Consider the following 23,716-nt stretch of genomic DNA (forward strand, 5'->3'; position numbering starts at 1 on the left):
CGGCGCCACCGGCCGGCCGCCGTCGTCGGTCGAGGACGCGGTGCTCCAGGAGGCCGAGGCCGTCCTGGAGCAGACGCAGCCCGAGGCCGAGACGGTCATGCGTGCCCTGGACTCGGACCGGCGGCTGCTGCTCGTGCACGCACACCCCGACGACGAGACGATCGGCAACGGCGCCACGATGGCGCGCTACGTCGCCGAGGGCGCCCACATCACCCTGGTGACCTGCACCCTGGGCGAGGAGGGCGAGGTGCTCGTCCCCGAGCTGTCGCACCTCGCCGCCGACCAGGAGGACCAGCTCGGCCGGCACCGGGTCGAGGAGCTGGCCACCGCGATGGAGGCGCTCGGAGTCCGCGACCACCGTTTCCTCGGCGGGGCGGGCCGCTACCGCGACTCGGGGATGATGGGGCTGCCCACCAACGACCGCCCGGACGCGTTCTGGCAGGCCGACGTCGACGAGGCGGCACTGCTCCTGGTCGAAGTCCTCCGGGAGGTGCGGCCGCAGGTCCTCGTGACGTACGACGAGAACGGCGGCTACGGCCACCCCGACCACATCCAGGCCCACCGGGTGTCCATGCGCGCGGTCGAGCTGGCGGCCGACCCGTCGGTGACCGCCGGGGGCGAGCCGTGGCAGGTCACCAAGATCTACTGGAACGCGGTTCCTGAGTCCTGGCTGCGTGACGGCATGCGCCGCATGCGCGACGCCGGCGACGCCACCTTCTTCGACGACGCCGACCCGGACGGCGACCTCCCGCTTGCCACTCCGGACCATCTGGTGACCACGGCGGTCGACGCCATGAGCCACGTCGATGCCAAGCTCGCGGCGATGCGGGCGCACGCCACCCAGATCACGGTCGACGGCCCCTTCTTCGCGCTGTCCAACAACCTGGGCAACGAGGTGTGGGGCATCGAGTTCTACCAGCTGGTGCACGGCGAGCCCGGCACGGAGCGTGACCAGGACGGGCGCGAGACCGACCTCTTCGCCGGGATCGACTGAGTCGCCCCGCCGCGGGTGACGACGCTGCGTCACCGTCGTCCGCACGCGTTGCGCCGAACGGGTGACCGGGGCCCCGCATCCGGGTGAAAGCCCGGGCGGGGAGGATGCACCGGCCACCGGGCGGGTGAGACTTCCCGCAGATGCTCGTCCGCCAGAAGTGGGATCGGCGACGGGCGGGTCGGAGTTGATGCGCCGTTCGGGTGAACGTCGCCGATGCGCCGACGGGGCGAAGGGCTACGACCTGGGAGGGGCTGTGGGCGACAAGCGCACGACGGGGCCGGCGACGGCGGAGCTCGCGGTGCCGGACGGGCCGACGCAGGAAACCGTCACCGACGGCCTGCGGTCGACCGGCCTGGCGCGGCACTCGACGGCCGACGTCGGCCGCAACCGCGAGGTCATCCGTCGCAAGCGGCTGCTCACGCTGCTGCTCGTGGTCGGGGTCCCGACGGCGTACCTCTGGTACCGCATCCTGAGCGGCAACCCGCTCGACCTGTTCAACCTGCCGTCGGTCGACCCGCTCCTGCTGGTGCCGTCGCTGTTCTTCCTGCTGCTGATCTTCGTGCTCCTCGGCCAGTTCGTGTTCACCGGCCGGTCGCCGCACGTCATGTACCGGCCGGAACAGATCGAGACCCGGCTCGACGACGTCGTAGGCATCGACCCGGTCAAGGAGGACGTGGTCCGATCCCTGAACCTCTTCCTCGCGCACAAGACCTTCGCCAGCGAGATGGGCGGCACGCCCCGGCGCGGTCTGCTCTTCGAGGGCAACCCCGGCACCGGCAAGACCTACCTCGCCAAGGCGATGGCCGCCGAGGCCGGCGTGCCCTTCCTGTTCGTGAGTGCCACGTCGTTCCAGTCCATGTTCTACGGCGCCACCGCGAAGAAGATTCGCTCCTACTTCAAGGCCCTGCGCAAGGCGGCGCGCCAGGAGGGCGGCGCGATCGGCTTCATCGAGGAGATCGACGCGATCGCGATGGCCCGTGGCGGCCTCAGCGCCACGGCGATGCCCGACGTCGCCCGGGCGACCAGCCGTCTGGACTGCGGCGGCATGACCGGGCTGCCCTCGGTCTACGCCTCGGCCGCGGGTGCGGCCGGCTCCGGCACCGTGGTCAACCAGGTGATGAGCGAGGGCGTCGGCGGCGTCGTGAACGAGCTCCTGGTCCAGCTGCAGTCCTTCGACGAGCCGACCGGGTGGCAGAAGGCCCGCACCAAGATGGCCGACCGGGTCAACCTCTATCTGCCGCTGCACCGCCAGCTCAAGCGGCCGACCCCGCCGTCGACCAACCTGCTGCTGATCGCCGCGACGAACCGTGCCGACAACCTGGACCCGGCGCTGCTGCGCCCCGGCCGCTTCGACCGGCGCCTGACCTTCGAGCTGCCGAGCAAGCGCGGCCGTCGCGAGCTGATCGACCACTTCCTCGAGAGCAAGGCGCACGCGCCCGAGCTGGACGATCCGGACCGGCGTGAGGCGCTCGCCGGGGTCACCCAGGGCTACTCGCCGGTGATGATCGAGCACCTCTTCGACGAGGCGCTGGTCAACGCGGTCCGGCGCGGCGACCGGGCGATGTGCTGGAAGGACGTCGACAAGGCCCGGCTGGTCGAGGAGGTCGGCATGGGGCAGCCGGTCGCCTACACCGACCACGAGAAGCACCTGATCGCCACCCATGAGGCCGGGCACGCGACGGTCGCCTGGCTCGTCGCGCCGGAGCGCCGGCTCGAGGTGCTCACGATCGTCAAGCGACGCTCCGCCCTCGGCATGCTCGCCCACGGCGACCGCGACGAGGTCTACACCCGGTCGCGCAAGGAGATGACCGCGCTGATCCAGATCGCGATGGGCGGCCAGGTCGCGGAGGAGCTCTTCTTCGGCGACGTCTCCACCGGCCCGGGCGGCGACCTGCTCTACGCGACGAACGTGGCGGCGGAGATGACCGGGTCGTGCGGCATGGGCGACACGCTGGTGTCCTACGCCGCGATCCAGAACAGCGCGTTCTCCGACACCAACATCGTCGGCCGGGTGCTCGGCGACGCCGAGGGACGCGCCCGGGTGGAGGAGCTGCTCCAGCGGCAGAAGGTGGTCGTGCGCGGCCTGCTGGACAGCAACATGCACCTGGTCGCCGCGCTGCGCGACGCGCTCGTCGAGCGGCACGAGCTCATCGGCACCGAGATCACCGACGTGCTCGAGTCGGCGGCCCGCGACGGGGACCGGCCCGATGACTCGGCGGCCACGATCGACCTGCGGCCCGCCGGCCGCGGGACGACCCCGGGCCGCCTGGTCGAGCCGCCTGCATAGTCTGCGCGGGTGCGACTCGCCAGGCTGCTGCTGCACGCCGTCCTGGTGGCGCTGGGCGTGCTGGTCGGTGCGCTGGGGTCCTTCGTCCACGCCCAGGTGGTCGCCGGCGTGCCGGTCGGGCTGCTCTGTGCGTACGCCCTCACGGCGGCCGCCCTGGCGACCGCCGGGCTGGCCAGCCGGTCCCGCACCGGGCCGGCGGCCACGGCGGCCGGGTGGCTGCTCGCCCTGCTGCTGCTCTCCGCCCCACGGCCCGAGGGCGACCTGGTCGTGCCGGGTGACCTGCTCGGCTACGCCTGGTCGCTGGGTGGCCTGGTCCTCGCGGCCGTCGGGGTGGCCGCGCCGTGGCCGCTGCTGACTACAGCGCCGGCGGCCGCGGGCCGATGACTCGGACGTGTCCCTGCCGAGCGTCGACGCGCCGGGCGGCGATCTGGTCGCCCCCGTCGGCGCGGTCGTCCTGCGCCTGGGTGGCTCCCGCTACGCCGTCGACATGGCCGACGTGGCGGAGGTCGCCCCGCTCCCACGGGTGACGCGGGTCCCGCGGACGCCGACCTGGCTGCTGGGCGTGGCCAACTGGCGGGGCCGGGTGCTGCCGGTGCTCGACCTGCGCCCGCTCTTCGCCACCCCCTCGGTGCCGCTCGCGAGCAGCGCCCGGCTCGTCGTGGTGTCGCGCGGTGACCTGATCGTCGGCGTCGTCGCCGAGGCCGTGCCAGGGGTGCACGACGCCGACCTGGCGTGCGCCGCGCCCGCCCCGCCCACGCTGCCTGCCGATGCGGCCGCCCTCGTCACCGGCCAGGTCGCCGACCGGGCCGGACCGATCGCGGTGCTCGACGCCGCGGCCGTGCTCGCCCTGCGCGACCGGGTGGACCGCCGTCGCGGCGGGTCCACCGCCTCCTGAGCACCTCCTCCCTAGGGAGAGGTACCCGTTCGGCCTACAGCCGGGCGGGTGCCGACCCGATGGAAGGAGGGAGTCAGGGGACTCCCTGTCCGGTGGAGGTCGTGGTGGAGTTCTGGAAGAAGGTCAACGGCGCGTCGGCCGCGACGCTCGGCGTGACGGTGCTGGTCGCGGCCCTGGCCGTGGGCCTGGACAAGGCCAACGGCGCCGACTTCTCGCTGGCGGCCGCCGCGATGTGGCTCGGCGTCGGCGTGGTGAGCGCCGCCGGGCTGGCCGCCCTCACGCTGTTCGGCGAGCGGCTGGTCGGTGAGGACCACCTCGAGCGCTACCGGACCGGTCTGGTCGTCGCCAACGTCGTCTGGGTGTCCGGCCTGGTCGCCGTGACCGGCGGTCTCGAGGCGCCCTACTGGGTGCTCATGGCCACCCCGCTGCTGATCGCGGCGGTCACCATGTCGCGCGCCCGCAGCCTGTTCATCGGCTTCTTCTCCACGGTCGCCCTGGCCGCCGCGGTGCTCGTCGCCGGCCCGGTCGACTCCTCCGACGTCGCCTTCCTCGTCCTCGTCCTCCCGCTCGGCCCCGGCATCGCGTGGTTCGTCGGCATGCTGTGCGCGACCGTGTGGGACGAGCGCCGGCTGGCCCAGGAGGAGCGCGACCAGCTGGCCCGCCGGGTTGACCATCTCTCGGCCGTGCTGTCCCAGGCGGCGGAGGGCGACCTGGCGGTGCAGGTCTCCGACTCGCCCAACGACGAGGTCAGCGCCTCGGTCGCGGCGCTCACGCACAGCTTCAACAACACGCTGCTCAACCTGCGCCAGCTCGTCGAGCAGATCCGGGTCGGCGGCGAGCAGATCACGTCGAGCGCCGGCGAGCTGCTCGCCACGGCCGAGGAGCACGCGGCCAGCGCCACGCAGCAGTCGTCGGCCGTCGCCGAGACCACGTCGACGATCGAGGAGCTGGCCGCGACCGCCGCCCAGATCGCCGACACCGCGGAGTCGGTCGCGCGCTACGCCGCCGAGACCCTGCGCCACGCGGAGGACGGCCGGACCGCCGTCGCCACGTCGGTCGCGGCCATGGACGCCATCGCCGAGCGGGTCAACTCGATCGCCACCCGGGCCCTGTCGCTGGGCGAGAAGGGTCAGGAGATCGGCCGGATCCTCGTCGTCATCGACGACCTGGCGGACCAGACCAACCTGCTCGCGCTCAACGCGGCCATCGAGGCCGCCCGGGCCGGCGAGCACGGGCGCGGCTTCGCGGTGGTCGCCTCCGAGGTGCGCAAGCTGGCCGAGCGCTCGCAGGAGTCCGCCGGGCAGATCCAGGCCATCGTGACCCAGATCCAGGCCGAGACCAGCGCCACCATCCTGGCCAGCGAGGAAGGCGCCAAGGAGGTCCACACCGGGTCCGCCCTGGCCCGCGAGGTCGTGGACGCCCTGGAGCGGATCTCCGGGATGGTCGACGAGACGACGACGGCCGCCAAGGAGATCTCGATCGCGACCCAGCAGCAGCGCTCGGCGTCCGACCAGGTCGTCTCGGCGATGACGCAGGTGTCCGACGTGTCCCGGCAGTACGCCGTCGGGTCGAAGCAGGCCGCGGCCTCCGCCGCCCAGCTCAACGTGCTCGCCGCCGAGCTGCGCTCCTCGATCGAGCAGTTCCGGGTCTCCTGACCATGGGTTGGGCCGACGACCCGGAGCTCGTCGCCACCTTCCGTGCCGAGGTCGAGGAGCGGCTGGCGTCGCTGTGCGAGGGCCTGCTGCGGCTGGAGGGCCACCCGTCCCCCCGCCAGCTGGTGAGCGGGCTGTTCCGCGACGCCCACACGGTCAAGGGCTCGGCCCGGATGCTCGGCCTCGACGGGGTCGTGGACGTGGCGCACCGCGCCGAGGACCTGCTCGGCGCCCTGCGCGACAGCCGGATCACGGTCCGCAAGGACCTCGTCGACCTGCTGCTGGTCGCCGCCGAGAGCATCAACCGGTCCCTTCCCGGCGCTGCCCGCCCGGTCGGCCCGGGTGAGCTGGCGGCCGTGGTCGCCGCGCTCGAGAGCGCCTCCGCCGGCGACGAGCCGGTGGCCGTGCCGCGGCTGGAAGCACTGGCCGAGGCCGAGTCCGACGCCGACCGGCCGCGGTCCGGCGAGTCGATCCGGGTCCCGACCCGCCGGGTGCACGACCTGCTCGACGTCGTCGGCGAGGCCGAGCTCGACGTCCGCCGGCTCGCCGGGCACGGTCGCGACCTCACCTCGCTGGCGGTCGAGCAGGCCGAGGTGGTCCGCGCCCTGCGCGACGACCTGGCCGACCTCGACCTGCCCCAGGCCACCCTGGCCCACCTGCACGCCCTCGTCGCCCTCGGCGACCAGCACGGGGCGGCCCTGCGCGACCTGCACACGCTGGCCGACGACGCGAGCAGCCGGGTCGCCTCGGTCCGCGACGGTGCCATGGGCCTGGCGATGGTGCCGCTGCGCCGGGTCGTGGCCGGCTTCCCGCAGCTCGTGCGGGAGCTCGCCGGGGCCGGAGCCGAGGCCAAGGACGTCGACCTGGTCCTCCGCGGCCAGGACGTCGAGCTCGACACCCGGGTGCTCGACGCCGTCGCCGACTCGCTGCGTCACCTGGTCACCAACGCGGTGGACCACGGCTGCGAGACCCCGGCCGCCCGGCTGGCGCACGGCAAACCGGCCCGGTGCACGGTGACCGTCGCGGCCCGCGCCGCCGGGTCGACGGTGGTCATCGAGGTCTCCGACGACGGCCGTGGTGTCGACGAGGACGGCCTGCGCGCCGCCGCCGTGTCCCGCGGCCTGCTCCCGGAGGACAGCACGGCCAGCGGGCCGGCCCTGCTCCAGGTCATGTTCGCCCCCGGCTTCTCGACCGCGGACGCGGTCACCCGCAGCTCGGGGCGCGGTGTCGGGCTGGACGTCGTACGCACGGTCGTCGAGGACCTCTCCGGGGCGCTCGAGGTGCGCTCCGCGACGGGCACCGGCACCACCTTCGTCATCACCCTCCCGGTCACCCTCGGCGTGCTGCGCTGCCTGCTGGCCCGGGTCGGCGGCGAGCGCTACGCCCTGCCCGTCGCCGGCGTCGTCGAGACCATCGGGCTGGCGACCGCGGAGCGCCACGAGGTGGCCGGCGTGCCGGTGCTGGTCCGCGAGGGCCGGACGATGCCGGTCGTCGACCTCGGCGCGGCGCTCGACGTCACCGGCGAGCGCGACGCCCGCGCCGCCGTCGTCGTGCACCACGGTGCGGCCGGCGAGATGCTCGCCCTCGCCGTCGACGACCTCGAGGGGGAGCGCGAGGTCGTGGTCAAGGAGCTCGGCGGCTTCCTGGGCCGGCTGCCGGCCGTGGCCGGGGCCACCATCGACGGTGACGGGAGCGTGCTGCTCGTCCTCGACGTGCGCGAGCTGGCCGCCCGCCAGCTGGCGGCCGGAGCACCCAAGATGCCGCTGCCCGAGTCCACGCCCGCCGCCCGGCGCACCGCCGCCGCAGGCCCCGACCGCCGGTCCGGGGCCCGCCCGCGGGTGCTCGTCGTGGAGGACTCGGTCGGCGTGCGCGAGCTGCAGCGGGTGATCCTCGAGGGCGCCGGCTACGAGGTGCTCACCGCCGTGGACGGCACCGACGGCGCCTCCCGGCTGGCCGACGACCCGGTCGACCTGGTGCTCTCCGACGTCGAGATGCCCGGGATGGACGGGTTCACCCTGACCCGGACCCTACGCCGCACCCGTGGCTGGGAGGACGTCCCGGTGGTGATCATGACCTCGCGCGGGGACCCGGCCGACCAGCGAGCCGGCCTGGACGCGGGAGCCAGCGCCTACCTGCTCAAGAGCGAGTTCGACCAGGCCGAACTCATCGATACGGTCCGGCGTCTGCTGGGCCGCTGAGAAGGAGCCCCTCATGCCCACCGTGCTGATCGCCGACGACAGCCCCACCCTCCGCCGGATCGTCTCGACCGTGCTGGAGCGCGCCGGCTTCACCGTCGTCACCGCCGAGGACGGCGTGGAGGCCGTGCAGGGCGCTTTCCGCACCCAGCCCGACGCGATCATCCTGGACGTCCAGATGCCGCGGCTCTCCGGCTACGTCGCCGCCCGGCTGCTGAAGGACGACTGGCAGACCGCCGAGGTGCCGATCGTGCTGCTGACGTCGCTGGACGCCGCCTCCGACCGCTACTGGGGCAAGCAGACCGGCGCGGACCGGTTCCTGACCAAGGACTTCGAGGCGCCGCAGCTGGTGGAGGCGGTGCACGAGGTGATCACCGCGGCCGACGAGGCGCGCGGCGGCCGTCCGCCGCTGCGTCCGGACCCCGTCGAGCTGGCCGACGACGAGGTGCTGGCCCGGGTCTCCGAGCTGCTCGACCGCAAGCTGTTCGAGGCGTCGGTTTCCGCCGAGGTGACCCAGATCGCCGCCGACGTGCACGGCTTCGAGGAGTCGGTCGCCGCGGTGCTGGGCGTGCTCGGCCGGATCGTCGACTACGACCTGGCCGCCGTGTGCATGCTCGACGACGGCGTGACCTACCTGACGGTGGCCCGCGAGTCCTCGCAGATGCAGTACACCGAGTTCTTCGGCGCGGTCGCCGATGCGGCCAGCCAGGTCACCGGGACCGCCGTCGACGTGAGGGACCTGGTGCCCCGCGTCGCGGACCCGCGTGGCCTGCTCGGACAGGACGACGAGGGCCGGATGGCAACCTTTCTGTCGATGCCGCTGCGGGCGGCGGGCCGCATCGTCGGCGCGATCGCGATGTCGAGCGCGACCAAGAACGCCTTCGGCGAGGCGTCGCTCAACACGCTGCGGCTGATCGAGGGACCGGCCGCCGTCGTCATCAACAACGCCCGGTTGGCCGGCCGGGAGCAGCACGCCTGACCCTGCTCGGCCGCGGGTACTGTCGTAGGCGATGTCCCTGCCAGCCGAGGCGGTCCCGCCCGACCCGACAGTCGACGCCGCCGCCTACCGGCGCGCCGTCGGCCACTTCGCGTCCGGCGTCACGGTGTGCACCAGCCGCGTCGGCGGCACCGACCACGCGATGACCGCCAGTGCGTTCACCTCGGTCTCGCTGGACCCCCTGCTCGTGCTGGTCTGCGTCGACAAGGAGGCGCGCTTCCGCGACGCGGTCCTCGAGTCCGGCACGTGGGCGGTCTCGATCCTGCCGGCGAGCGGCCGGCGGGCCGCCGACTGGTTCGCCATGAAGGGCCGGCCGCTGATCGGCCAGATGGACCGCTTCCCGCACCACCGCGGCATCACCGGCGCACCGCTCCTGGACAGCGCCGTGTCCTGGCTGGAGTGCCGGACCCAGGCGGTCTACGACGGCGGCGACCACGACATCGTGCTCGGCGCGGTCCTCGCCGCCGTCGAGGGGGACCGCGACGGGGTGCCCCTCGTCCACCACCGGGGCCGCTACGGCCGGTTCGCCTGACGTGCTCCGACCTCTCGCCGGCCGCGCCGACGGTCTGGCCGGCCGGTCCGCGCGGACCCGGGTGCTCCTCGTGCTCGGCGCGGCCGCCGGCGTCCTCGTCGTCGGGTACCTGACGGCGTACGTCCTCGCCGGTCCCGGCATCGCCCGCGGCACCACCGTGCTGGGCGTCTCCATCGGCGGGCTGAGCCGGGAGGAGGCGGCCCGCACCCTGACCCGCGAGCTGCGTGACGAGGCACGGGCACCGTTGCCGGTGCGGGCCGGACCGGAGGCGCGCAGCCTGTGGCCGGCCGGTGCCGGGCTGAGCCTGGACGTGGACGCCACGGTGGACGCGGCCGGAGCGAGGTCGTGGAACCCCGCCGACCTGCTCGACGCGCTCGTCGGCGGCGCCGAGGTGGCACCGGTCGTGACGGTGGACCGTGCCGCGCTGACCGCGAGGGTCGACCGGCTGGCCGACCGGGTGGACCGCGCACCGGTCGAGGGGGCGGTGCGGGTGGAGGGCACCGAGGTCCGGCCGGTGACGCCCGTCGACGGTCTGCGGGTGCCTCGTGGTGCGGCGGCGGACGCCGTCGCAGATGCCTACCTGGACCCCGACCGGACCGGCCCGGTCGAGCTGCCGACCCGGGTCCGTCGGCCGGCGATCGACCAGCAGGCCGTCGACCGGGCGGTCGCCGAGGTGGTGGAGCCCGCCGTGTCGGCGCCGGTCGCCCTGACCGTCGAGGGCATCACGGTGCAGCTGGCGCCTGAGGCGATCGGCGCGGCCCTGGTGCTCGAGCCGCGCGACGGCGGGCTGGTGCCGCGGCTGCGCGGCGAGCGGCTGCACGCGGCCGTCGCCGAGGAGCTGGCGGAGGTCGAGGACCCGGCCCGCGACGCGAGCTTCGACATCGTGGACGGCCGGCCGCAGGTCGCGCCGGCGCAGCAGGGCCGCGAGGTCGTGCCGCGCTCGCTGGCCGCCGCCGTGCTGCCGGTGCTCACCGAGACCGGACCGGCACGTGCGGCCACCGTCGCGCTGGAGGCCAGCGAGCCGGAGGTGTCGACCGAGCTGGCGCAGTCGCTCGGGGTGGTCGAGAAGGTGTCGGAGTACACCACCTACTACCCGTCGGACTTCCCGGGCCGGCTGACCAACATCCACCGCGCCGCCGACCTGATGGACGGCACGCTGGTGCTGCCGGGCGACGTGTTCAGCTTCAACGACACGGTGGGGGAGCGGACGGAGGAGCGAGGCTTCGCCGCCGGCTTCATCATCGAGGACGGGCGGCTCGAGGTGGACTTCGGCGGCGGCGTCTCCCAGCTGGCCACGACGACGTTCAACGCCGCGTTCTTCGCCGGGCTCGACATCGTCGAGCACAACCCGCACAGCTTCTACATCTCGCGCTACCCCGAGGGCCGGGAGTCCACGATCGCCTGGGGCGTGAAGGACCTGCGCTTCCGCAACGACTCCGACCACGGCGTGTTCGTCACCACGAGCTGGACCGACAGCTCGGTCACGGTGCAGGTGTGGGGCACCAAGCGCTACCGGGTCGAGTCCGTGACGTCGCCGCGGTACGACGTCAAGCCGTTCGAGGTCGTCTACGACCCGCGGCCGCCCGGCGTCGAGCCGGGCACCTGCGTCGCCACCCAGGGCGTGCCGGGCTTCCGGGTGCGGGTCACCCGTGAGCTGCACGAGCTGGGCCGAGGAGGCGCGTTGGTCGGATCCGAGGTGTTCCGCACGAAGTACGAGCCCGAGCACGAGGTCGTCTGCGGCACCAGCGGCCGATCCTGACCGGCCGGCCGCGGCGCGGTCAAGTGGTCGGTGCGCGGTAGTTGTAGGGGTGGTGCGTGACGTAGCCCAGGGCCTCGTAGAGCTTGAGCGCGCCGGGGTTGCCGGCCCGGACCTGGAGGTAGGACGCCACGGCACCCTGCTGGGCGGCCCACGAGAGCAGGACGGCCATGACGTCGGTGCCCACGCCGCGCCGCCGCGCGGCCGGTGCGACGTCGACGGAGGTGACCCCGGCCCACTCGCCCTCGACGGAGACCCGGCCGATGCCGAGGGGCTGGCCGACAGGCTGGTCGCTGTACAGCGTTGCGAAGCCGACGACCGCCGGCCCGGTCAGGATCTCGACGTGGGTGTCGACGTCCTCGTCGACGTCGTGCATCAGGGACACCCAGTCGGCTGACGGCGTGGGCTCGACGACGGCCCGCATCGTCGGCTCCGGCACGGACCCGAGCAGCGGGGCGATCGGGGCCACCTGGACCACCGTGACGTGCAGGCGGGCCCACCCGGCGTCGGCCATCGCCCGGTTCGCCGGGTCGGCCAGCGGCAGCTGCAGCAGCGGCGGCAGTCCGCGCCCGGCGTACCAGTCCGCGACCTCCCGCAGCGCCTCCTCCACCGGACGGCCGGGGTCACCCACGGCCATGGCCGAGTTGGCACGGCCGGTGATGCCGGCGTGCGCCCGCAGCGCCCAGTCGCCGAGCCGCTCGGTCTCGCGCGCCGGCCAGCCGGCCCAGCAGATCCGCTGCATGTCGGCCGGCGACACCTGCGGCACGGCCCAGCTCCGGCGGGGGGTCGCCGGCGGCACCACCTTGGCCGCCGTGACGTCCGCCACCGGCAGCGCCAGCACCTCGCCGTGGCTCAGCACGTCGAGGTGGTCCTCGGTCACGTCGAGCAGGTGGCCCAGGACGTCGGTCAGCCCGCCGTCGACCCGCCGCCGCACGCTGACCCGCTGCCCCACGGCCGACTGATCGAGCGCCACCCCGGGATTGTCGCCGATGGAGTACACCTGAGACCGGGGAGGTGCCCGAACATCGGCAAGGTCGTCGGTAAACCCCGGGCCGGGCCGGGTGTCTCTCCGGTTGTGAACACCACGGCACGAGAGCGCCGCCCCGGCGCACCCGACGACGCCCTGCCGACGGGCCGCGACGAGGCCGTGACCGTGCTGTTCCACACGCACTGGGCGTCACTGGTCCGGCTGGCCCGGCTCCTGGTGGACGACGTCGAGACCGCGGAGGACGTGGTCCAGGAGGCGTTCGCCCAGCTGCACCGGCGGTGGGGGTCGCTCCGGGACCCCGAGCGGGCGCTCTTCTACCTGCGCGCCGCGGTGGCCAACGGCTCCCGCAACCACCTGCGCAGCCGGCGGGTGCGCCGCCTGCACGCGCAGGACGTGCCGGTGCCGACGGCGTCCGCCGAGACCGAGGCGCTGGACCGTGCGGACCACCGGGCGGTGCTGTCCCACCTGCGGGAGCTGCCGTGGCGACAGCGGCAGGTGCTGGTGCTGCGCTACTACCTCGACCTGTCGGAGGCGCAGATCGCCGACTCGCTCGGCATCAGCGCGGGAGCGGTGAAGTCGCACGCGTCCCGTGGTGTGGCGACCCTCGGCCGCCGCATGGAGGCCACGTCATGACCACGCCCGACGTCACCACCCTCCTGGCGGAGGCCCTGCACCGGGAGGCCACCACGATGACCGTCACCGACTCGCACCAGGCACTCCGGCGGCTCGAGCGGACCGTGCGTGTCCACCGCCGGCGCCGGGTCGCCGCGGTGCTGGCAGCGGCCGCTGCTGCCGTCGGCGTCCTGGTCGCCGGCGCCGCCCTCGTCGTCGGGGACGACCGGGCTGACAGCCCGCCCACCGAGAAGCAGGAGCAGACCCGCGAGCTGCCCCTGCCCGGCCACCGGATCGTCTATGGCGCCGGCGAGCAGGTCCTGCTGGTGTCGGACCAGGGCGACAAGCCACGCAAGGTCCTCGACGGCAAGGAACCGCGCTTCGCTCCCGGCGGGGCCCGGGTGGCCTACGTCGACGGCAGCGGTCACCTGGCCGTCGCGAAGGTCGCCGAACGGGGACCGTGGAGCTCCACCCGACTCGACGATCCGCCTCCGGCGCGGACCGAAGAGGGCGCCACCGGGCTCTACGGCCCGATCTGGTCGCCGGACGGCAGCCGGATCGCCTACATGGCCAACTCGGAGCTGCGGGTCGTCGACGTCGCCACCGGCAAGGTCGAGGCGCTGCGCGAGTTCCGTGCCCCGTACGTCCGTCCGATGGACTGGACCCCCGACGGGTCCGCCCTCGTCCTGGGCTTCGATCGGTCGACGACAGGCGGGGAGATGGTCGTCGAGAAGTTCGATCTGGCCACCGGCAGGCTCACGCCGTTCCTCGATGGCGACGGCGAGACGACCGGCGTGCGTTTCTCCCCGGACGGCACCCAGATCGGGTTCTACAGCGACTCGCTGAAGTGCATCTGCGTTGCGGCGGCCGACGGCAGCCAGATCCGGCCGGTCCTCACCTTCGAGGACCCTGGTCTGTTCCCGGACAGCGCGCGTGTCGTCTGGTCCCCGGACTCCACCACGTTGGTCTGGGACGTCCGGCGAGCCGTGCAGGTCAGTCGGCTCGACCTGGCGACCGGCGTGAACGAGCAGCTGGTCGGCGGCGAGGGCCGCAGCGCCGGTATCGACTGGGATCGGCCCTAGACCGGTCCGTCACACGCAGCACGCGACATGCCGGGCCGCCACCACAGTGCGACCCTCAGAGTCACCGGTCTCGTCCTCCACTGGCCGGTGCCGGGCTCCGGCGTCACCGGCCAGGCCGGCTCGTTCACCGTCGTCTTCGGCACCGATGGCGAGGAGACCAAGATCGGGCGGGTCGGCCCGGACGAGGACCACGACGCAGCCCTCTGCGAGATCCTGTCCCCCTGAGGGGTGTCCAGGCCGCCCGGAGAGGGATACTGGGGACGCCGGAGCCCCAGAACCGCAGCCGATCCTCTCCAGGAGGAACCGACAGTGACCTACGTCATCGCACAGCCGTGCGTCGACCTGCTCGACAAGGCATGCATCGAGGAGTGCCCCGTCGACTGCATCTACGAGGGCAACCGGATGCTCTACATCCACCCGGACGAGTGCGTCGACTGCGGCGCCTGCGAGCCGGTCTGCCCGGTCGAGGCGATCTTCTACGAGGACGACACCCCGGAGCAGTGGAAGGACTACTACAAGGCCAACGTCGAGTTTTTCGACGACCTCGGCTCGCCGGGCGGTGCCTCCAAGATGGGCAAGATCGACAAGGACCACCCGCTGATCGAGGCGCTGCCCCCGCAGACCCAGGACGCCAGCCACTGAGCGCGCAGACCGGCGGGCGCCTCGCCGGCCGGCTGCCCGACTTCCCCTGGGACACCCTGGCGCCGTACGCCAGGACCGCAGGCGACCATCCCGACGGGATCGTCGACCTGTCGGTCGGCACCCCCGTCGACCCCACGCCCGAGGTCGTCCAGGAGGCGCTGCGCGCCGCCGCCGACGCCCCCGGCTACCCGCTGACCTACGGCACGCCGCCCCTGCGGGCGGCGGTCGCCGGGTGGTTCGCCCGGCGGCGCGGCGTGCCCGACGTCGACCCGGCCGGCGTGCTGCCCTCGATCGGCTCCAAGGAGCTGGTCGCCTGGCTGCCGACGCTGCTCGGCCTGGGCCCGGGGGACGTCGTCGTGCACCCGGAGACCGCCTACCCGACCTACGACGTGGGCGCCCGCCTGGCCGGTGCGACCCCGGTCGCGACCGACGGCCTGACCGCCCTCGGCCCGCAGCCGGTGCGCCTGGTCTGGGTCAACTCGCCGTCCAACCCCACCGGCCGGGTGCTGCCCGCCGCGCACCTGCGCAAGGTCGTCGACTGGGCCCGCGAACGTGGCGCCGTCGTCGCCGCCGACGAGTGCTACGCCGAGCTCGGCTGGGACGACGGCGCGCCGCCCGTCTCGCTGCTGCACCCCGAGGTGTGCGGCGGCGACCACCGCGGCCTGCTCGTCCTCTACTCGCTGTCCAAGCAGTCGAGCATGGCCGGCTACCGCGCGGCGTTCGCCGCCGGCGACCCGGAGCTCGTCCGTGAGCTGCTCGAGGTGCGCAAGCACGCCGGGATGATGGTGCCGGCCCCGGTGCAGGGGGCGATGGTGGCCGCGCTCGGCGACGATGCGCACGTCGCTGGCCAGAAGGCCCGCTACGCCGTACGTCGTCAGCAGCTCCTGACTGCGCTGACCGGTGGGGGCTTCCGGGTCGACCACTCGGAGGCCGGCCTGTACCTCTGGGCCAGCCGCGACGAGGACTGCTGGGCGACCGTCGAGCGCCTGGCCGGCCTGGGCGTCCTGGTCGCACCGGGCTCCTTCTACGGCCCGGCCGGCGCGCGTCACGTCCGGGTGGCCCTCACCGCGACCGACGAGCGGGTCACAGCAGCGGTCGCCCGCCTGGGCGGCGCCCCCGGTCAGCCGCCGCGGTAGGGCTCGCCGCTCTCCACGGCGACGTGCACGTGGTCGAGGTGGCGCAGCACCGGGTTGCGGGTGTCCCCGCTGGGGTGGACGTAGTCGCGCCAGCCGAGGTAGGCCGCCCACGACGTCCAGATCCGGTCCGCGTGGATGACCGACAGCACGGAGTAGCGCTCCGCATGCGCCACCAGCCACTGCGCGAAGACCAGGCCGCGGCGCTTCTGCTCGGGGTCGCCGAACGGCCGGAAGAAGACGTCGACCGCCCGGCCGTCGTAGTGCGACGACCCGTCGACGTGCCCGGTGCTGACGCCGCCGCCGGCGAACCCGCCGCTGACGATCGGACCGAAGACCCGGGTCCACGCCCGGCGCAGCCGTTGGGCCCGCGGCGTCAGCCCGTTCGGCCCCATCTCCTCGGGGTCCACCTCGGCCCGTGGGTGCGCGCAGGTGAGCTGGTTGGCCGGTCGCAGGCCGAGCAGGGAGTCGGCGGCGGCAGCCACCTGCTCGGGCGTCACGTCCGGGGCGGCCAGCGTGACAGACGCCTCCACCCGGCCCCGGCCCCGCGCCACGTCGCGCACCCCCGCCGCCAGCGTGGTGAGCTCCATGGCGTCGGCGGTGGCGAAGGAGACGTTGGTCGGCGTCGAGGGGACGAAGCAGCTCGAGAGCACCACCGGCAGGGTGCTGCTCGGTGACGGCGCGGCCGACGTGGCGTCCCGGCCGGCCCCCGGTCGCTCGTCCGGCGACGACGGCTGCGACGCGGCGGCGATCGCGCCGGCCACCACGGCGGCCCCGAGCACGCCGACGGCCGGCACCCGCCAGCTCCGGCTCCGCAGCACCTCTGCAGCCTCACCCGCCCGGCGGCCGGGCGCCAGGGCCCGTGTCCGGATCGTTGCCTCAGCCGCCCTCGAGGACGTCGACGTGCACGTGGTCCTCGTGCAGGAGGACCGGGTTGTCCGTGTCGCCGCCGGGATAGCGGTAGGTCCGCCAGCCCTGCGGCGAGCGGGACGCGGTCCAGATCTCCCGGTCGAAGATCACGGTGGCGACCGACAGCCGCTCGGCGTGCGCGACGGCCCACAGCGCCTGCTGCCAGCCGAGCCGCTGGTTGGCGGCCGACACCGGCCGGAAGAAGACGTCGATCGCGCGGCCCTCGTAGTGCGTCGACCCCTCGACGTGCCCGCTCGAGACCCCGTCCGGCTCGAAGCCGCCGAGCACCTGCCTGCCGAACACCTCGCGCATCGAGAGCCGCACCCGGTCGGCGCGTGCGGTCAGCCCGAGCTCTCCTGGGTCCTGGCGCGGCAGGTCGTCGCCGCCCACGACGTCCACCGTGCAGGTCAGGGCCGACCCCTCGTCGCCGAGCAGGGCGAGCGCGGTGCGCAGCGCCTCGGCGGTCGGTCGTGCGACGTCGGGCAGGTCTCGGTAGACCTGCCGCGCCGCCGGGACTGACATCGGCCCTTCCCGCTCGACCCGCAGCGACCGGGCGACCGCCGCCGCGACCCCGTTGACGGTCGCACCGATCCGGCTGCCGACACCGGCCACGGTGGTCGCGGTCATCGCCTCGTCGGCCGACCACTCCTCGTCCTGGCCGCCTGCGGTCAGCACGCATGCCGGGCCGCCGCCGAGACCGAGCGCGGCGCCGAGGGTGGTGGTGCGCAGGACGTACGTCGCCCCGGCACCCAGCAGGGCCACCACGAGGACGGCCACCAGGGCGCGTCCACGCCGGGTCAGCCGCACGCGGCCCCTCTTCCCGCCCGGCCGCCCGGTCAGTCGTTCGCGTGCAGCGCGGCATTGAGCGACCCCCACGACCCCTGCCGGGCGGTGACCTCGATCGCGCCGGTCACGCTGTTGCGCCACAGCAGCAGCTGGTCGCGGCCGGAGAGGTCGCGCGCCTTGACGACCGCGCCGTCGTCGTCGCCACCGCGGACCGTGAGCTTGGTGCCGGCCGTCACGTAGCAGCCGGCCTCGACGACGCAGTCGTCGCCGAGCGAGATGCCGATGCCGGCGTTGGCCCCGATCAGGCAGCGCTCGCCGACCGAGATGACCTCGGTGCCACCGCCCGAGAGGGTGCCCATGATCGAGGCGCCGCCGCCGACGTCGGACCCGTCACCGACGACGACGCCGGCGCTGATCCGCCCCTCGACCATCGAGGCACCCAGGGTGCCCGCGTTGTAGTTGACGAAGCCATCGTGCATCACGGTGGTGCCGGCGGCGAGGTGCGCCCCGAGGCGGACCCGGTCGGCGTCGGCGACCCGCACCCCGGCGGGCAGCACGTAGTCGACCATCCGCGGGAACTTGTCGACGCCCAGCACCGTGACCGGCCCGCGCCGCTGCAGTCTCGACCGGGTCAGCTCGAAGCCCTCGACCGCGCACGGCCCGTGGTTGGTCCACACCACGTTGGTCAGCAGCCCGAAGACCCCGGTCAGGTCCGCCTCGCGCGGGCGGACCCGCCGGTGGGAGAGCAGGTGCAGCCGCAGCCAGACGTCGGCGGTGTCGGCCGGTGCCGCCGCCAGGTCCACCTGGGACGTGACCAGCTCGCGCACCACGTCCCGGGCCTCGTCGTCACCGACCAGGTGCTGCAGCTGCGGGCCCTCACCCGCACGTCGTCCCTCGGGCTCGTCGGGCTCGCCGAGCTGCGGGTCGGGGTACCACACATCGAGCACCTGGCCGGAGGAGTGCCGGGTGAGGACGCCGGTGCCGTGTGCGGGGGAACTCATGGGCGAGAGCCTGCCAGAGCGGGATAGCGTCCTCGCTCGTGGCACTCGCGCGATGGAAGGACCTCTGCCCCGACGCCGTCCGGCCGGCCGACGTGGTGCCGTTCTGGGCTGGTGTTCTGCGGCTCGCGGCCGAGACGCAGGACTCCGGCGACGTCGTGCTGCGCGGTGCGCAGCCGGAGCAGACCGTGTGGTTCAACACGGTCCCTGGGCCGAAGGCGGTCAAGAACCGGGTGCACCTCGACCTCGTCCTGCCGACGTACGCCCCGCTGATCGAGGCCGGCGGGCGGGTGCTCGACGACCACCACACCGACAGCTACCGCTGGACGGTGCTCTCCGACCCGGAAGGCAACGAGCTGTGCGTCTTCCCGTCGGGGCAGGGCGCGCCGGACGCCCTCGTCGTCGACTCGGCCGACCCCGAGGGCGACGCCGTGTGGTGGGCCGACGTCCTCGGTGCGTCGGCGGTCGAGGCGCCCGGCGGGCTGCGGCGGTGGCTGGCCGACGTGCCGGGGCTGCCGTGGGAGGTCTGGAAGTTCGTCGGCGTCGACGACCCCAAGACGGTGAAGAACCGGTGGCACTGGGACGTGGTCAGCGACGACGTCGACGAGCTGGTACGTCGTGGCGCGACCCTCTTGCGCGGCCCCGACGTCGACATCGACTGGCACGTGCTGTCCGACCCGGCCGGCAACGAGTTCTGCGTCTTCTCGCCCCGCGGGTCCGGCTCGTGACAGCTCTCGACCTGTCCCTGTCCGGCCCCGACCTGACCGTGGCCCTGTGCGACGTCGAGTCGGTCAGCGGCAGCGAGAAGGTGCTGGCCGACCAGCTCGAGCGGGCGCTGCGCGACGTACCGCACCTCTCTGTCGACCGCGCCGGCGACGCCCTCGTCGCGCGCACGTCGCTGGGCCGGGCCGAGCGGGTCGTCCTCGCCGGCCACATCGACACGGTGCCGCTCGGCGGCAACCTGCCGTGCCGGGTGGAGGGCGGCCGGATCCACGGCTGCGGCACCACCGACATGAAGAGCGGGGTCGCCGTGCAGCTGCGGCTGGCCGCCCACCTGGCCCAGCCGAACCGCGACGTGACCTACGTCTTCTACGACCACGAGGAGGTCGAGGCCGAGAAGAACGGCCTCGGCCGGATCGCCCGTGACCACGCCGACTGGCTGGCCGGCGACTTCGCGGTCCTGATGGAGCCGACGAACGCGACCGTCGAGGGCGGCTGCCAGGGGACGATGCGCGCCGACGTCGTGCTGCGCGGCCACCGCGCGCACTCGGCCCGGTCGTGGCTGGGCAGGAACGCGGTGCACGCGGCGGGGGAGGTGCTGCGCCGGCTGGAGGCGTACGACGCGGAGCAGGTCGAGATCGACGGCCTGGTCTACCGCGAGGGGCTCAACGCGGTCGGCATCACCGGGGGAGTGGCCGGCAACGTCATCCCGGACGAGTGCCGGGTGAGCGTCAACTACCGCTTCGCCCCGTCGCGGTCGGAGGGCGAGGCCGCCGAGGTCGTGCGGCGGGTCCTCGACGGGTACGACGTCGAGGTGGTCGACTCGGCACCCGGCGCGCTGCCCGGCCTGTCCGAGCCCGCAGCCGCCGCCTTCGTGACGATGGTCGGCCGGGAGCCGCAGCCGAAGTTCGGCTGGACCGACGTGGCGCGGTTCTCGGCTCTCGGGGTGCCGGCCGTCAACTACGGTCCGGGCGACCCGGGCGTCGCGCACCAGCGCGAGGAGTACTGCGACGTGGCGCCGATCCTCGAGTGCGAGGAGCGGATGCTCGCCTGGCTGTCCTGACCGGGCTCAGATGATCCACCTGACCGGCAGGCGCTGCAGCACGGCGCCGGACCCGTCCAGGAACTCCAGGGTGTCCTCGGGGCGGAGGTCCTGCACCGGCCGGACGGTCGCCCGCCAGATCGTGGTGCCGACCGGCGCCGCCGGACCGGACGGGCCGAGCCGTCCCTGGCCGTCGAGCCGGATCGCGGCCACCTCGGGCGCCATGACCAGGACCAGCCGGTCACCGGTGCGCACGACAGCTACCGGTGCCTCGGTCATGGACCGGCAGACCTCGCGCGTGCCGCCAGCACCCGTACCGGTGTAGGAGATCCGCGCGTCGATGAAGGAGGCCTGGACGGTGATGCCGCCGGCGAAGCTGGCGGCCGCCACCTGCTGCACGCCGGCGCAGTCCGCCTGCTGGTTCGGCAGCCAGCTCTTGCCGAACAGGTGGGCCAGGTCGACGGCCTGCAGCACCGTCCCCGAGGCGTCGGAGTAGGCCACCAGCCGCTGCGGGACCGGTGCCCCGGGCGGCGCCGTGAAGGCCAGCACCCGGGTGCCCTGCCAGCCGGTCGGGTGCAGCTCCGCCAGCGTCATGTCCCCGTTGTCCATCCAGACCTGGACCTTCATGACCCGGTCGTCGACGGCGGCCACCACGCCGTGCAGGCCGTCCCCGCTGCCGGTCGTGCCCGAGATCCAGTCGACGGCCACCGAGGAGTCGTCGGCGTCCGGCTGGCGCGGTGTGCAGCCACCCGCGCCGCCGTCGTTCTCCAGCGTCGTGAAGCGGTCGCACAGCTGCGGCCCCGAGCCGTCGGTGTCGGTGAGGACCAGCTCGTGAGCCATGTCCCGACCGTCCAGTCGCCGGCTCTCGACCAGCTGCGGCTCGCCGAGGATGTTCTCCTGCAGCCACGGATCGTCGCTGCCGCTTCCCCCACTGCCCGGCGCCCCGCGGTCCGGTCCCTGGTCCGCGAGCGACGCGACGAGCGCTCCGAGCAGGACCACGGCGACGACGGCTGCGGCGACGGCCATGAGCCGGCCACCGCGACGGCGGCGGGCGACAGCGAGCCGGTGCTGGTTCTGCTGCCAGGCGTCCGGCGAGACGGGCACCTCGTCGAAGTGCGCGCGGGCTTCGAGCAGCTCCCGCTCCAGTCTGTTGTTCGCGTCCGGGCTCATCGGTGGTCCTCCATCAGCGCGGCGAGGGCATCGAGCCCGCGGGAGACGTGGGACTTGACCGTCCCGCGGCTGACCCCCATGGCGTCGGCCATCTCGGCCTCGGACAGGTCGAGCCAGTAGCGCAGGACCAGCGCCTCGCGGTGGCGTGCCGAGAGCCGGCCCAGCGCGGCGACGAGGTCACGACCGGCCTCGCGACGTACGGCGTCGTGCTCGGCGGAGGCGACGTACTCCGGTGCGACCTCCGGAGCGCGGCGCACCACCGACAGGTGCCGCAGCCGGGACCGGGTCAGGTTGACGACGGTGGTGCGCAGGTAGCCGACGGCCGCGTGGGGGTCGCGCATCGCCCGGGTCCGGCCGTGCAGCCGGACGAACGCCTCCTGGGCCAGGTCCTCGGGATCGTCGGCGCCGAGCATCGCGGCCAGCCGGACCATGGCGCGGAAGTGCGCGTGGAACAGCTGCTCGTAGGTCAGGGCCTGGTCGGCGGGTGCCTCGGCTGCCCGGTCGGCGGGTGCCTCGGCTGCCCGGTCGTCGGCCACCGGCTCATCCTGGCCCAGTGCCGCTGCGCGTCCCGTCACCTCACGAAGACGCGCGAGCCGGCTCGAGGTTGAGGGCGGACCGGAGAACACTCAGTCCTCCGGCTCTCGGTTCCTTGGCCAGCGCGACAGCCGGCGAGGGTAGGGCCGGCAGCCGGGGACTGTGTGCTGGTCGGTACGGGATCGCCGCTAGGCCAGGGCGGGCACCGAGATGCCGAGGCCGCCCACGGTGTCGGCGCCGAACCGCTCGATCTCGGCCGGCAGGTCGAGCGCCCGCAGGTCGCTGCGCAGGGCGAGGATCTCCGGGGTCAGCCGGTCGGCCGGCACCAGCCAGCTCACCTCGAGCTCGATGCCGTCCGGGTCCTTGGCGTAGAGCGCCTTGGTGGTCGCGTGGTCGGTAGCGCCCACCAGCGCACCGCGCTCCTGCAGCCGCTCGGCGATCTCGGCCAGGTCGGCCAGGGTCTCGACCTCCCACGCGAGGTGGTAGAGCCCGACGGTGGACCGCCCGGCACCGGACGGGCCGGCCTGGGCGCCGATCTCGAACAGGCCGAGGTCGTGGTCGTTGGTCGAGCTCGGTGCGCGCAGGAACGCGGCGCCGCGCAGCTCGGCCATCCCTTCGATCGGGGCGAAGCCGAGGACCTCGCGGTAGAAGGCGACGCTGGCGTCGACGTCGCGGACGAAGAGGACGGCGTGGTTGAGGCGGCGGACCGGCATGGCTGCTCCCAGCGTGTGGTGATTGAACTCTCAATGATGCTAGCAGCAAGGAACTTGAGTGTTCAAGTATTCCCTCGGTACCGTGGGCGGGTGCCCTCTCAGGATGCTCCTGCCGAGCCGCGCTGGCTCACCGACGAGCAGCAGCGCACCTGGCGGGTCTACCTGCGCTTCGGGGCCGCACTCGACGAGGCCCTGGACCGGCAGCTGCAGCGCGACGCCGGCATGCCGCACGCCTACTACATGGTGCTGGCCATGCTGTCCGAGGCGCCGGGGCGGACGCTGCGGATGAGCGAGCTGGCACGCATCACGAGCTCGTCGCCGAGCCGGCTCTCGCACGCGGTGGCCCGGCTCGAGGAGCGGGGCTGGGTGCGGCGGGACCGGCACCCCACCGACCGTCGTGGCGCGCTGGCCGTGCTCACCGACGCCGGCCGGGACGCCCTCGTGGCCGCCGCGCCGGGGCACGTGGCGGCGGTGCGCCAGGCGATGTTCGACCGGCTCGACGAGGATCAGGTCACCGCCCTGCGGCTGGTTTTCGAGCAGCTCACCGAGGGTGGTCCCGCGGACGACGCCGGATAGCCTCAGCTGCATGGCTCTGGAGTACAGCCCGCCGGACGGCACGGGCGACGACGACGGCGACCGCACGGAGGTCCACAAGGGGCCGGTCACGCTGCGCCGCGACCAGATCGAGTCCAGCACGACCGACCAGCGGCTCCTCGAGTCGCGCGGGCCGAGCGACTGGGTCCACACCGACCCGTGGCGGGTGCTGCGCATCCAGTCGGAGTTCGTCGAGGGTTTCGGCGCGCTGGCCGAGCTGGGCCGCGCGGTCAGCGTGTTCGGGTCGGCCAGGATCTCGCGGGACAGCTCGGAGTACGCCCTCGGCGTGCAGGTCGGGCGGCTGCTGGCCGAGTCCGGCTACGCCGTCATCACCGGCGGCGGGCCGGGCGCGATGGAGGCCGCGAACAAGGGCGCCTGCGAGGCCGGCGGGGTGTCGGTGGGCCTGGGCATCGAGCTGCCCTTCGAGCAGGGCATGAACGAGTGGGTCGACATCGGCGTCGACTTCCGCTACTTCTTCGCCCGCA

25 protein-coding genes are annotated in these 23,716 nt (G+C 73.9%); 18 read left to right on the top strand and 7 right to left on the bottom strand.

Translation table 11 applies throughout. The features are described 5' to 3' along the window. Positions 1 to 97: 97 nt before the first annotated feature. From mshB to VK640_04840, 9 genes are all read left to right on the top strand, one after another. Positions 98 to 994, top strand: a complete 897-nt coding sequence (mshB, locus tag VK640_04800; GenBank protein ID HTE72503.1) for an N-acetyl-1-D-myo-inositol-2-amino-2-deoxy-alpha-D-glucopyranoside deacetylase — start codon at positions 98 to 100, stop codon at positions 992 to 994. Between the two features lie 253 nt (positions 995 to 1,247). Continuing rightward, positions 1,248 to 3,281 carry an AAA family ATPase gene (locus VK640_04805; GenBank protein ID HTE72504.1) on the top strand — a complete coding sequence of 678 codons (2,034 nt, stop codon included), beginning with the start codon at positions 1,248 to 1,250 and terminating at the stop codon, positions 3,279 to 3,281. 9 nt (positions 3,282 to 3,290) lie between these two features. Beyond that, positions 3,291 to 3,665, top strand: coding sequence for a DUF6113 family protein (locus tag VK640_04810; GenBank protein ID HTE72505.1), 375 nt, complete (start codon positions 3,291 to 3,293; stop codon positions 3,663 to 3,665). Between the two features lie 7 nt (positions 3,666 to 3,672). Further along, positions 3,673 to 4,176, top strand: a complete 504-nt coding sequence (locus tag VK640_04815; GenBank protein ID HTE72506.1) for a chemotaxis protein CheW — start codon at positions 3,673 to 3,675, stop codon at positions 4,174 to 4,176. Between the two features lie 92 nt (positions 4,177 to 4,268). Further along, positions 4,269 to 5,831, top strand: coding sequence for a methyl-accepting chemotaxis protein (locus VK640_04820; protein HTE72507.1), 1,563 nt, complete (start codon positions 4,269 to 4,271; stop codon positions 5,829 to 5,831). A 2-nt stretch (positions 5,832 to 5,833) separates the two neighbouring features. Then, the gene (locus tag VK640_04825; GenBank protein HTE72508.1) at positions 5,834 to 8,026 is read left to right on the top strand and encodes a response regulator; all 2,193 of its coding nucleotides are present in this window, start codon (positions 5,834 to 5,836) and stop codon (positions 8,024 to 8,026) included. Between the two features lie 13 nt (positions 8,027 to 8,039). Next, complete coding sequence (locus VK640_04830) at positions 8,040 to 9,002, top strand: response regulator (GenBank protein ID HTE72509.1); 963 nt, start codon at positions 8,040 to 8,042, stop codon at positions 9,000 to 9,002. A gap of 31 nt (positions 9,003 to 9,033) precedes the next feature. Then, positions 9,034 to 9,552, top strand: coding sequence for a flavin reductase family protein (locus VK640_04835; protein ID HTE72510.1), 519 nt, complete (start codon positions 9,034 to 9,036; stop codon positions 9,550 to 9,552). Position 9,553: 1 nt separating this feature from the next. After that, entirely contained in the window at positions 9,554 to 11,311 is a 1,758-nt protein-coding gene (locus VK640_04840; protein ID HTE72511.1) for a VanW family protein, read from the top strand. 19 nt (positions 11,312 to 11,330) lie between these two features. Here the strand turns inward: VK640_04840 and VK640_04845 are convergent, their stop codons facing one another. Further along, entirely contained in the window at positions 11,331 to 12,281 is a 951-nt protein-coding gene (locus VK640_04845; protein ID HTE72512.1) for a GNAT family N-acetyltransferase, read from the bottom strand. A 150-nt stretch (positions 12,282 to 12,431) separates the two neighbouring features. On the opposite strand from VK640_04845, the gene VK640_04850 reads away from it, so the two are divergent. From VK640_04850 to dapC, 5 genes are all read left to right on the top strand, one after another. After that, positions 12,432 to 12,929, top strand: coding sequence for a SigE family RNA polymerase sigma factor (locus tag VK640_04850; GenBank protein ID HTE72513.1), 498 nt, complete (start codon positions 12,432 to 12,434; stop codon positions 12,927 to 12,929). Next, positions 12,926 to 13,990, top strand: a complete 1,065-nt coding sequence (locus VK640_04855; protein HTE72514.1) for a hypothetical protein — start codon at positions 12,926 to 12,928, stop codon at positions 13,988 to 13,990. Before VK640_04850 ends, VK640_04855 begins: the two co-directional genes overlap by 4 nt. Before the next feature lie 87 nt (positions 13,991 to 14,077). Further along, complete coding sequence (locus VK640_04860; protein ID HTE72515.1) at positions 14,078 to 14,215, top strand: hypothetical protein; 138 nt, start codon at positions 14,078 to 14,080, stop codon at positions 14,213 to 14,215. An 84-nt stretch (positions 14,216 to 14,299) separates the two neighbouring features. After that, positions 14,300 to 14,632: a ferredoxin gene (gene fdxA / locus VK640_04865; GenBank protein ID HTE72516.1), complete on the top strand. Its 333-nt coding sequence runs from the start codon at positions 14,300 to 14,302 to the stop codon at positions 14,630 to 14,632. Beyond that, positions 14,629 to 15,768: a succinyldiaminopimelate transaminase gene (gene dapC / locus VK640_04870; protein ID HTE72517.1), complete on the top strand. Its 1,140-nt coding sequence runs from the start codon at positions 14,629 to 14,631 to the stop codon at positions 15,766 to 15,768. Before fdxA ends, dapC begins: the two co-directional genes overlap by 4 nt. On the opposite strand, the gene VK640_04875 is transcribed toward dapC, so the two are convergent. The 3 genes from VK640_04875 to dapD are packed head-to-tail and all read right to left on the bottom strand — an operon-like array spanning position 15,753 to position 18,461. Further along, on the bottom strand, positions 15,753 to 16,586 hold the full coding sequence (locus tag VK640_04875; GenBank protein HTE72518.1) for a hypothetical protein: 834 nt from the start codon (positions 16,584 to 16,586) through the stop codon (positions 15,753 to 15,755). The two genes, dapC and VK640_04875, sit on opposite strands and share 16 nt — an antisense overlap. Before the next feature lie 58 nt (positions 16,587 to 16,644). Further along, positions 16,645 to 17,481 carry a hypothetical protein gene (locus VK640_04880; protein ID HTE72519.1) on the bottom strand — a complete coding sequence of 279 codons (837 nt, stop codon included), beginning with the start codon at positions 17,479 to 17,481 and terminating at the stop codon, positions 16,645 to 16,647. Between the two features lie 29 nt (positions 17,482 to 17,510). Then, positions 17,511 to 18,461, bottom strand: coding sequence for a 2,3,4,5-tetrahydropyridine-2,6-dicarboxylate N-succinyltransferase (gene dapD / locus VK640_04885; GenBank protein ID HTE72520.1), 951 nt, complete (start codon positions 18,459 to 18,461; stop codon positions 17,511 to 17,513). A 38-nt stretch (positions 18,462 to 18,499) separates the two neighbouring features. Between dapD and VK640_04890 the strand changes: the two genes are divergently transcribed. Both VK640_04890 and dapE read left to right on the top strand, forming a co-directional pair. Next, positions 18,500 to 19,186, top strand: coding sequence for a VOC family protein (locus VK640_04890; GenBank protein HTE72521.1), 687 nt, complete (start codon positions 18,500 to 18,502; stop codon positions 19,184 to 19,186). After that, positions 19,183 to 20,241 (top strand): succinyl-diaminopimelate desuccinylase, encoded by a 1,059-nt coding sequence (dapE, locus tag VK640_04895; protein HTE72522.1) that lies wholly within the window; start codon positions 19,183 to 19,185, stop codon positions 20,239 to 20,241. Before VK640_04890 ends, dapE begins: the two co-directional genes overlap by 4 nt. A gap of 6 nt (positions 20,242 to 20,247) precedes the next feature. On the opposite strand, the gene VK640_04900 is transcribed toward dapE, so the two are convergent. The 3 genes from VK640_04900 to VK640_04910 all read right to left on the bottom strand — a co-directional run bounded on the left by VK640_04900 (position 20,248) and on the right by VK640_04910 (position 22,637). Beyond that, a complete protein-coding gene (locus VK640_04900; protein HTE72523.1) occupies positions 20,248 to 21,390 on the bottom strand; it encodes a hypothetical protein in 1,143 nt (380 codons plus the stop codon). Continuing rightward, on the bottom strand, positions 21,387 to 21,926 hold the full coding sequence (locus VK640_04905; GenBank protein HTE72524.1) for a sigma-70 family RNA polymerase sigma factor: 540 nt from the start codon (positions 21,924 to 21,926) through the stop codon (positions 21,387 to 21,389). The genes VK640_04900 and VK640_04905 overlap by 4 nt, the downstream gene beginning before the upstream one ends. 186 nt (positions 21,927 to 22,112) lie before the next feature. Then, the gene (locus tag VK640_04910) at positions 22,113 to 22,637 is read right to left on the bottom strand and encodes a VOC family protein (GenBank protein ID HTE72525.1); all 525 of its coding nucleotides are present in this window, start codon (positions 22,635 to 22,637) and stop codon (positions 22,113 to 22,115) included. A gap of 90 nt (positions 22,638 to 22,727) precedes the next feature. Here VK640_04910 and VK640_04915 point away from each other — a divergent pair, with 90 nt between their 5' ends. Next, positions 22,728 to 23,213 carry a MarR family transcriptional regulator gene (locus VK640_04915; GenBank protein HTE72526.1) on the top strand — a complete coding sequence of 162 codons (486 nt, stop codon included), beginning with the start codon at positions 22,728 to 22,730 and terminating at the stop codon, positions 23,211 to 23,213. Positions 23,214 to 23,223: 10 nt separating this feature from the next. Next, positions 23,224 to 23,716 (top strand): TIGR00730 family Rossman fold protein (locus VK640_04920; GenBank protein HTE72527.1); only part of this gene is annotated, 493 nt, incomplete at its 3' end.

This window comes from Actinomycetes bacterium (genome assembly GCA_035489715.1).
In the GTDB taxonomy this organism is placed as follows: Bacteria; Actinomycetota; Actinomycetes; order JACCUZ01; family JACCUZ01; genus DATHAP01.

Bases quoted from the DNA above. Each gene is read 5' to 3' on its own strand.
- mshB (HTE72503.1), top strand. From the start codon at position 98: ATGCGTGCCCTGGACTCGGACCGGCGGCTGCTGCTCGTGCACGCACAC.
- VK640_04825 (HTE72508.1), top strand. From the start codon at position 5,834: ATGGGTTGGGCCGACGACCCGGAGCTCGTCGCCACCTTCCGTGCCGAG.
- VK640_04830 (HTE72509.1), top strand. From the start codon at position 8,040: ATGCCCACCGTGCTGATCGCCGACGACAGCCCCACCCTCCGCCGGATC.
- VK640_04835 (HTE72510.1), top strand. From the start codon at position 9,034: ATGTCCCTGCCAGCCGAGGCGGTCCCGCCCGACCCGACAGTCGACGCC.
- VK640_04855 (HTE72514.1), top strand. From the start codon at position 12,926: ATGACCACGCCCGACGTCACCACCCTCCTGGCGGAGGCCCTGCACCGG.
- dapD (HTE72520.1), bottom strand. From the start codon at position 18,461: ATGAGTTCCCCCGCACACGGCACCGGCGTCCTCACCCGGCACTCCTCC.
- VK640_04900 (HTE72523.1), bottom strand. From the start codon at position 21,390: ATGAGCCCGGACGCGAACAACAGACTGGAGCGGGAGCTGCTCGAAGCC.
- VK640_04910 (HTE72525.1), bottom strand. From the start codon at position 22,637: ATGCCGGTCCGCCGCCTCAACCACGCCGTCCTCTTCGTCCGCGACGTC.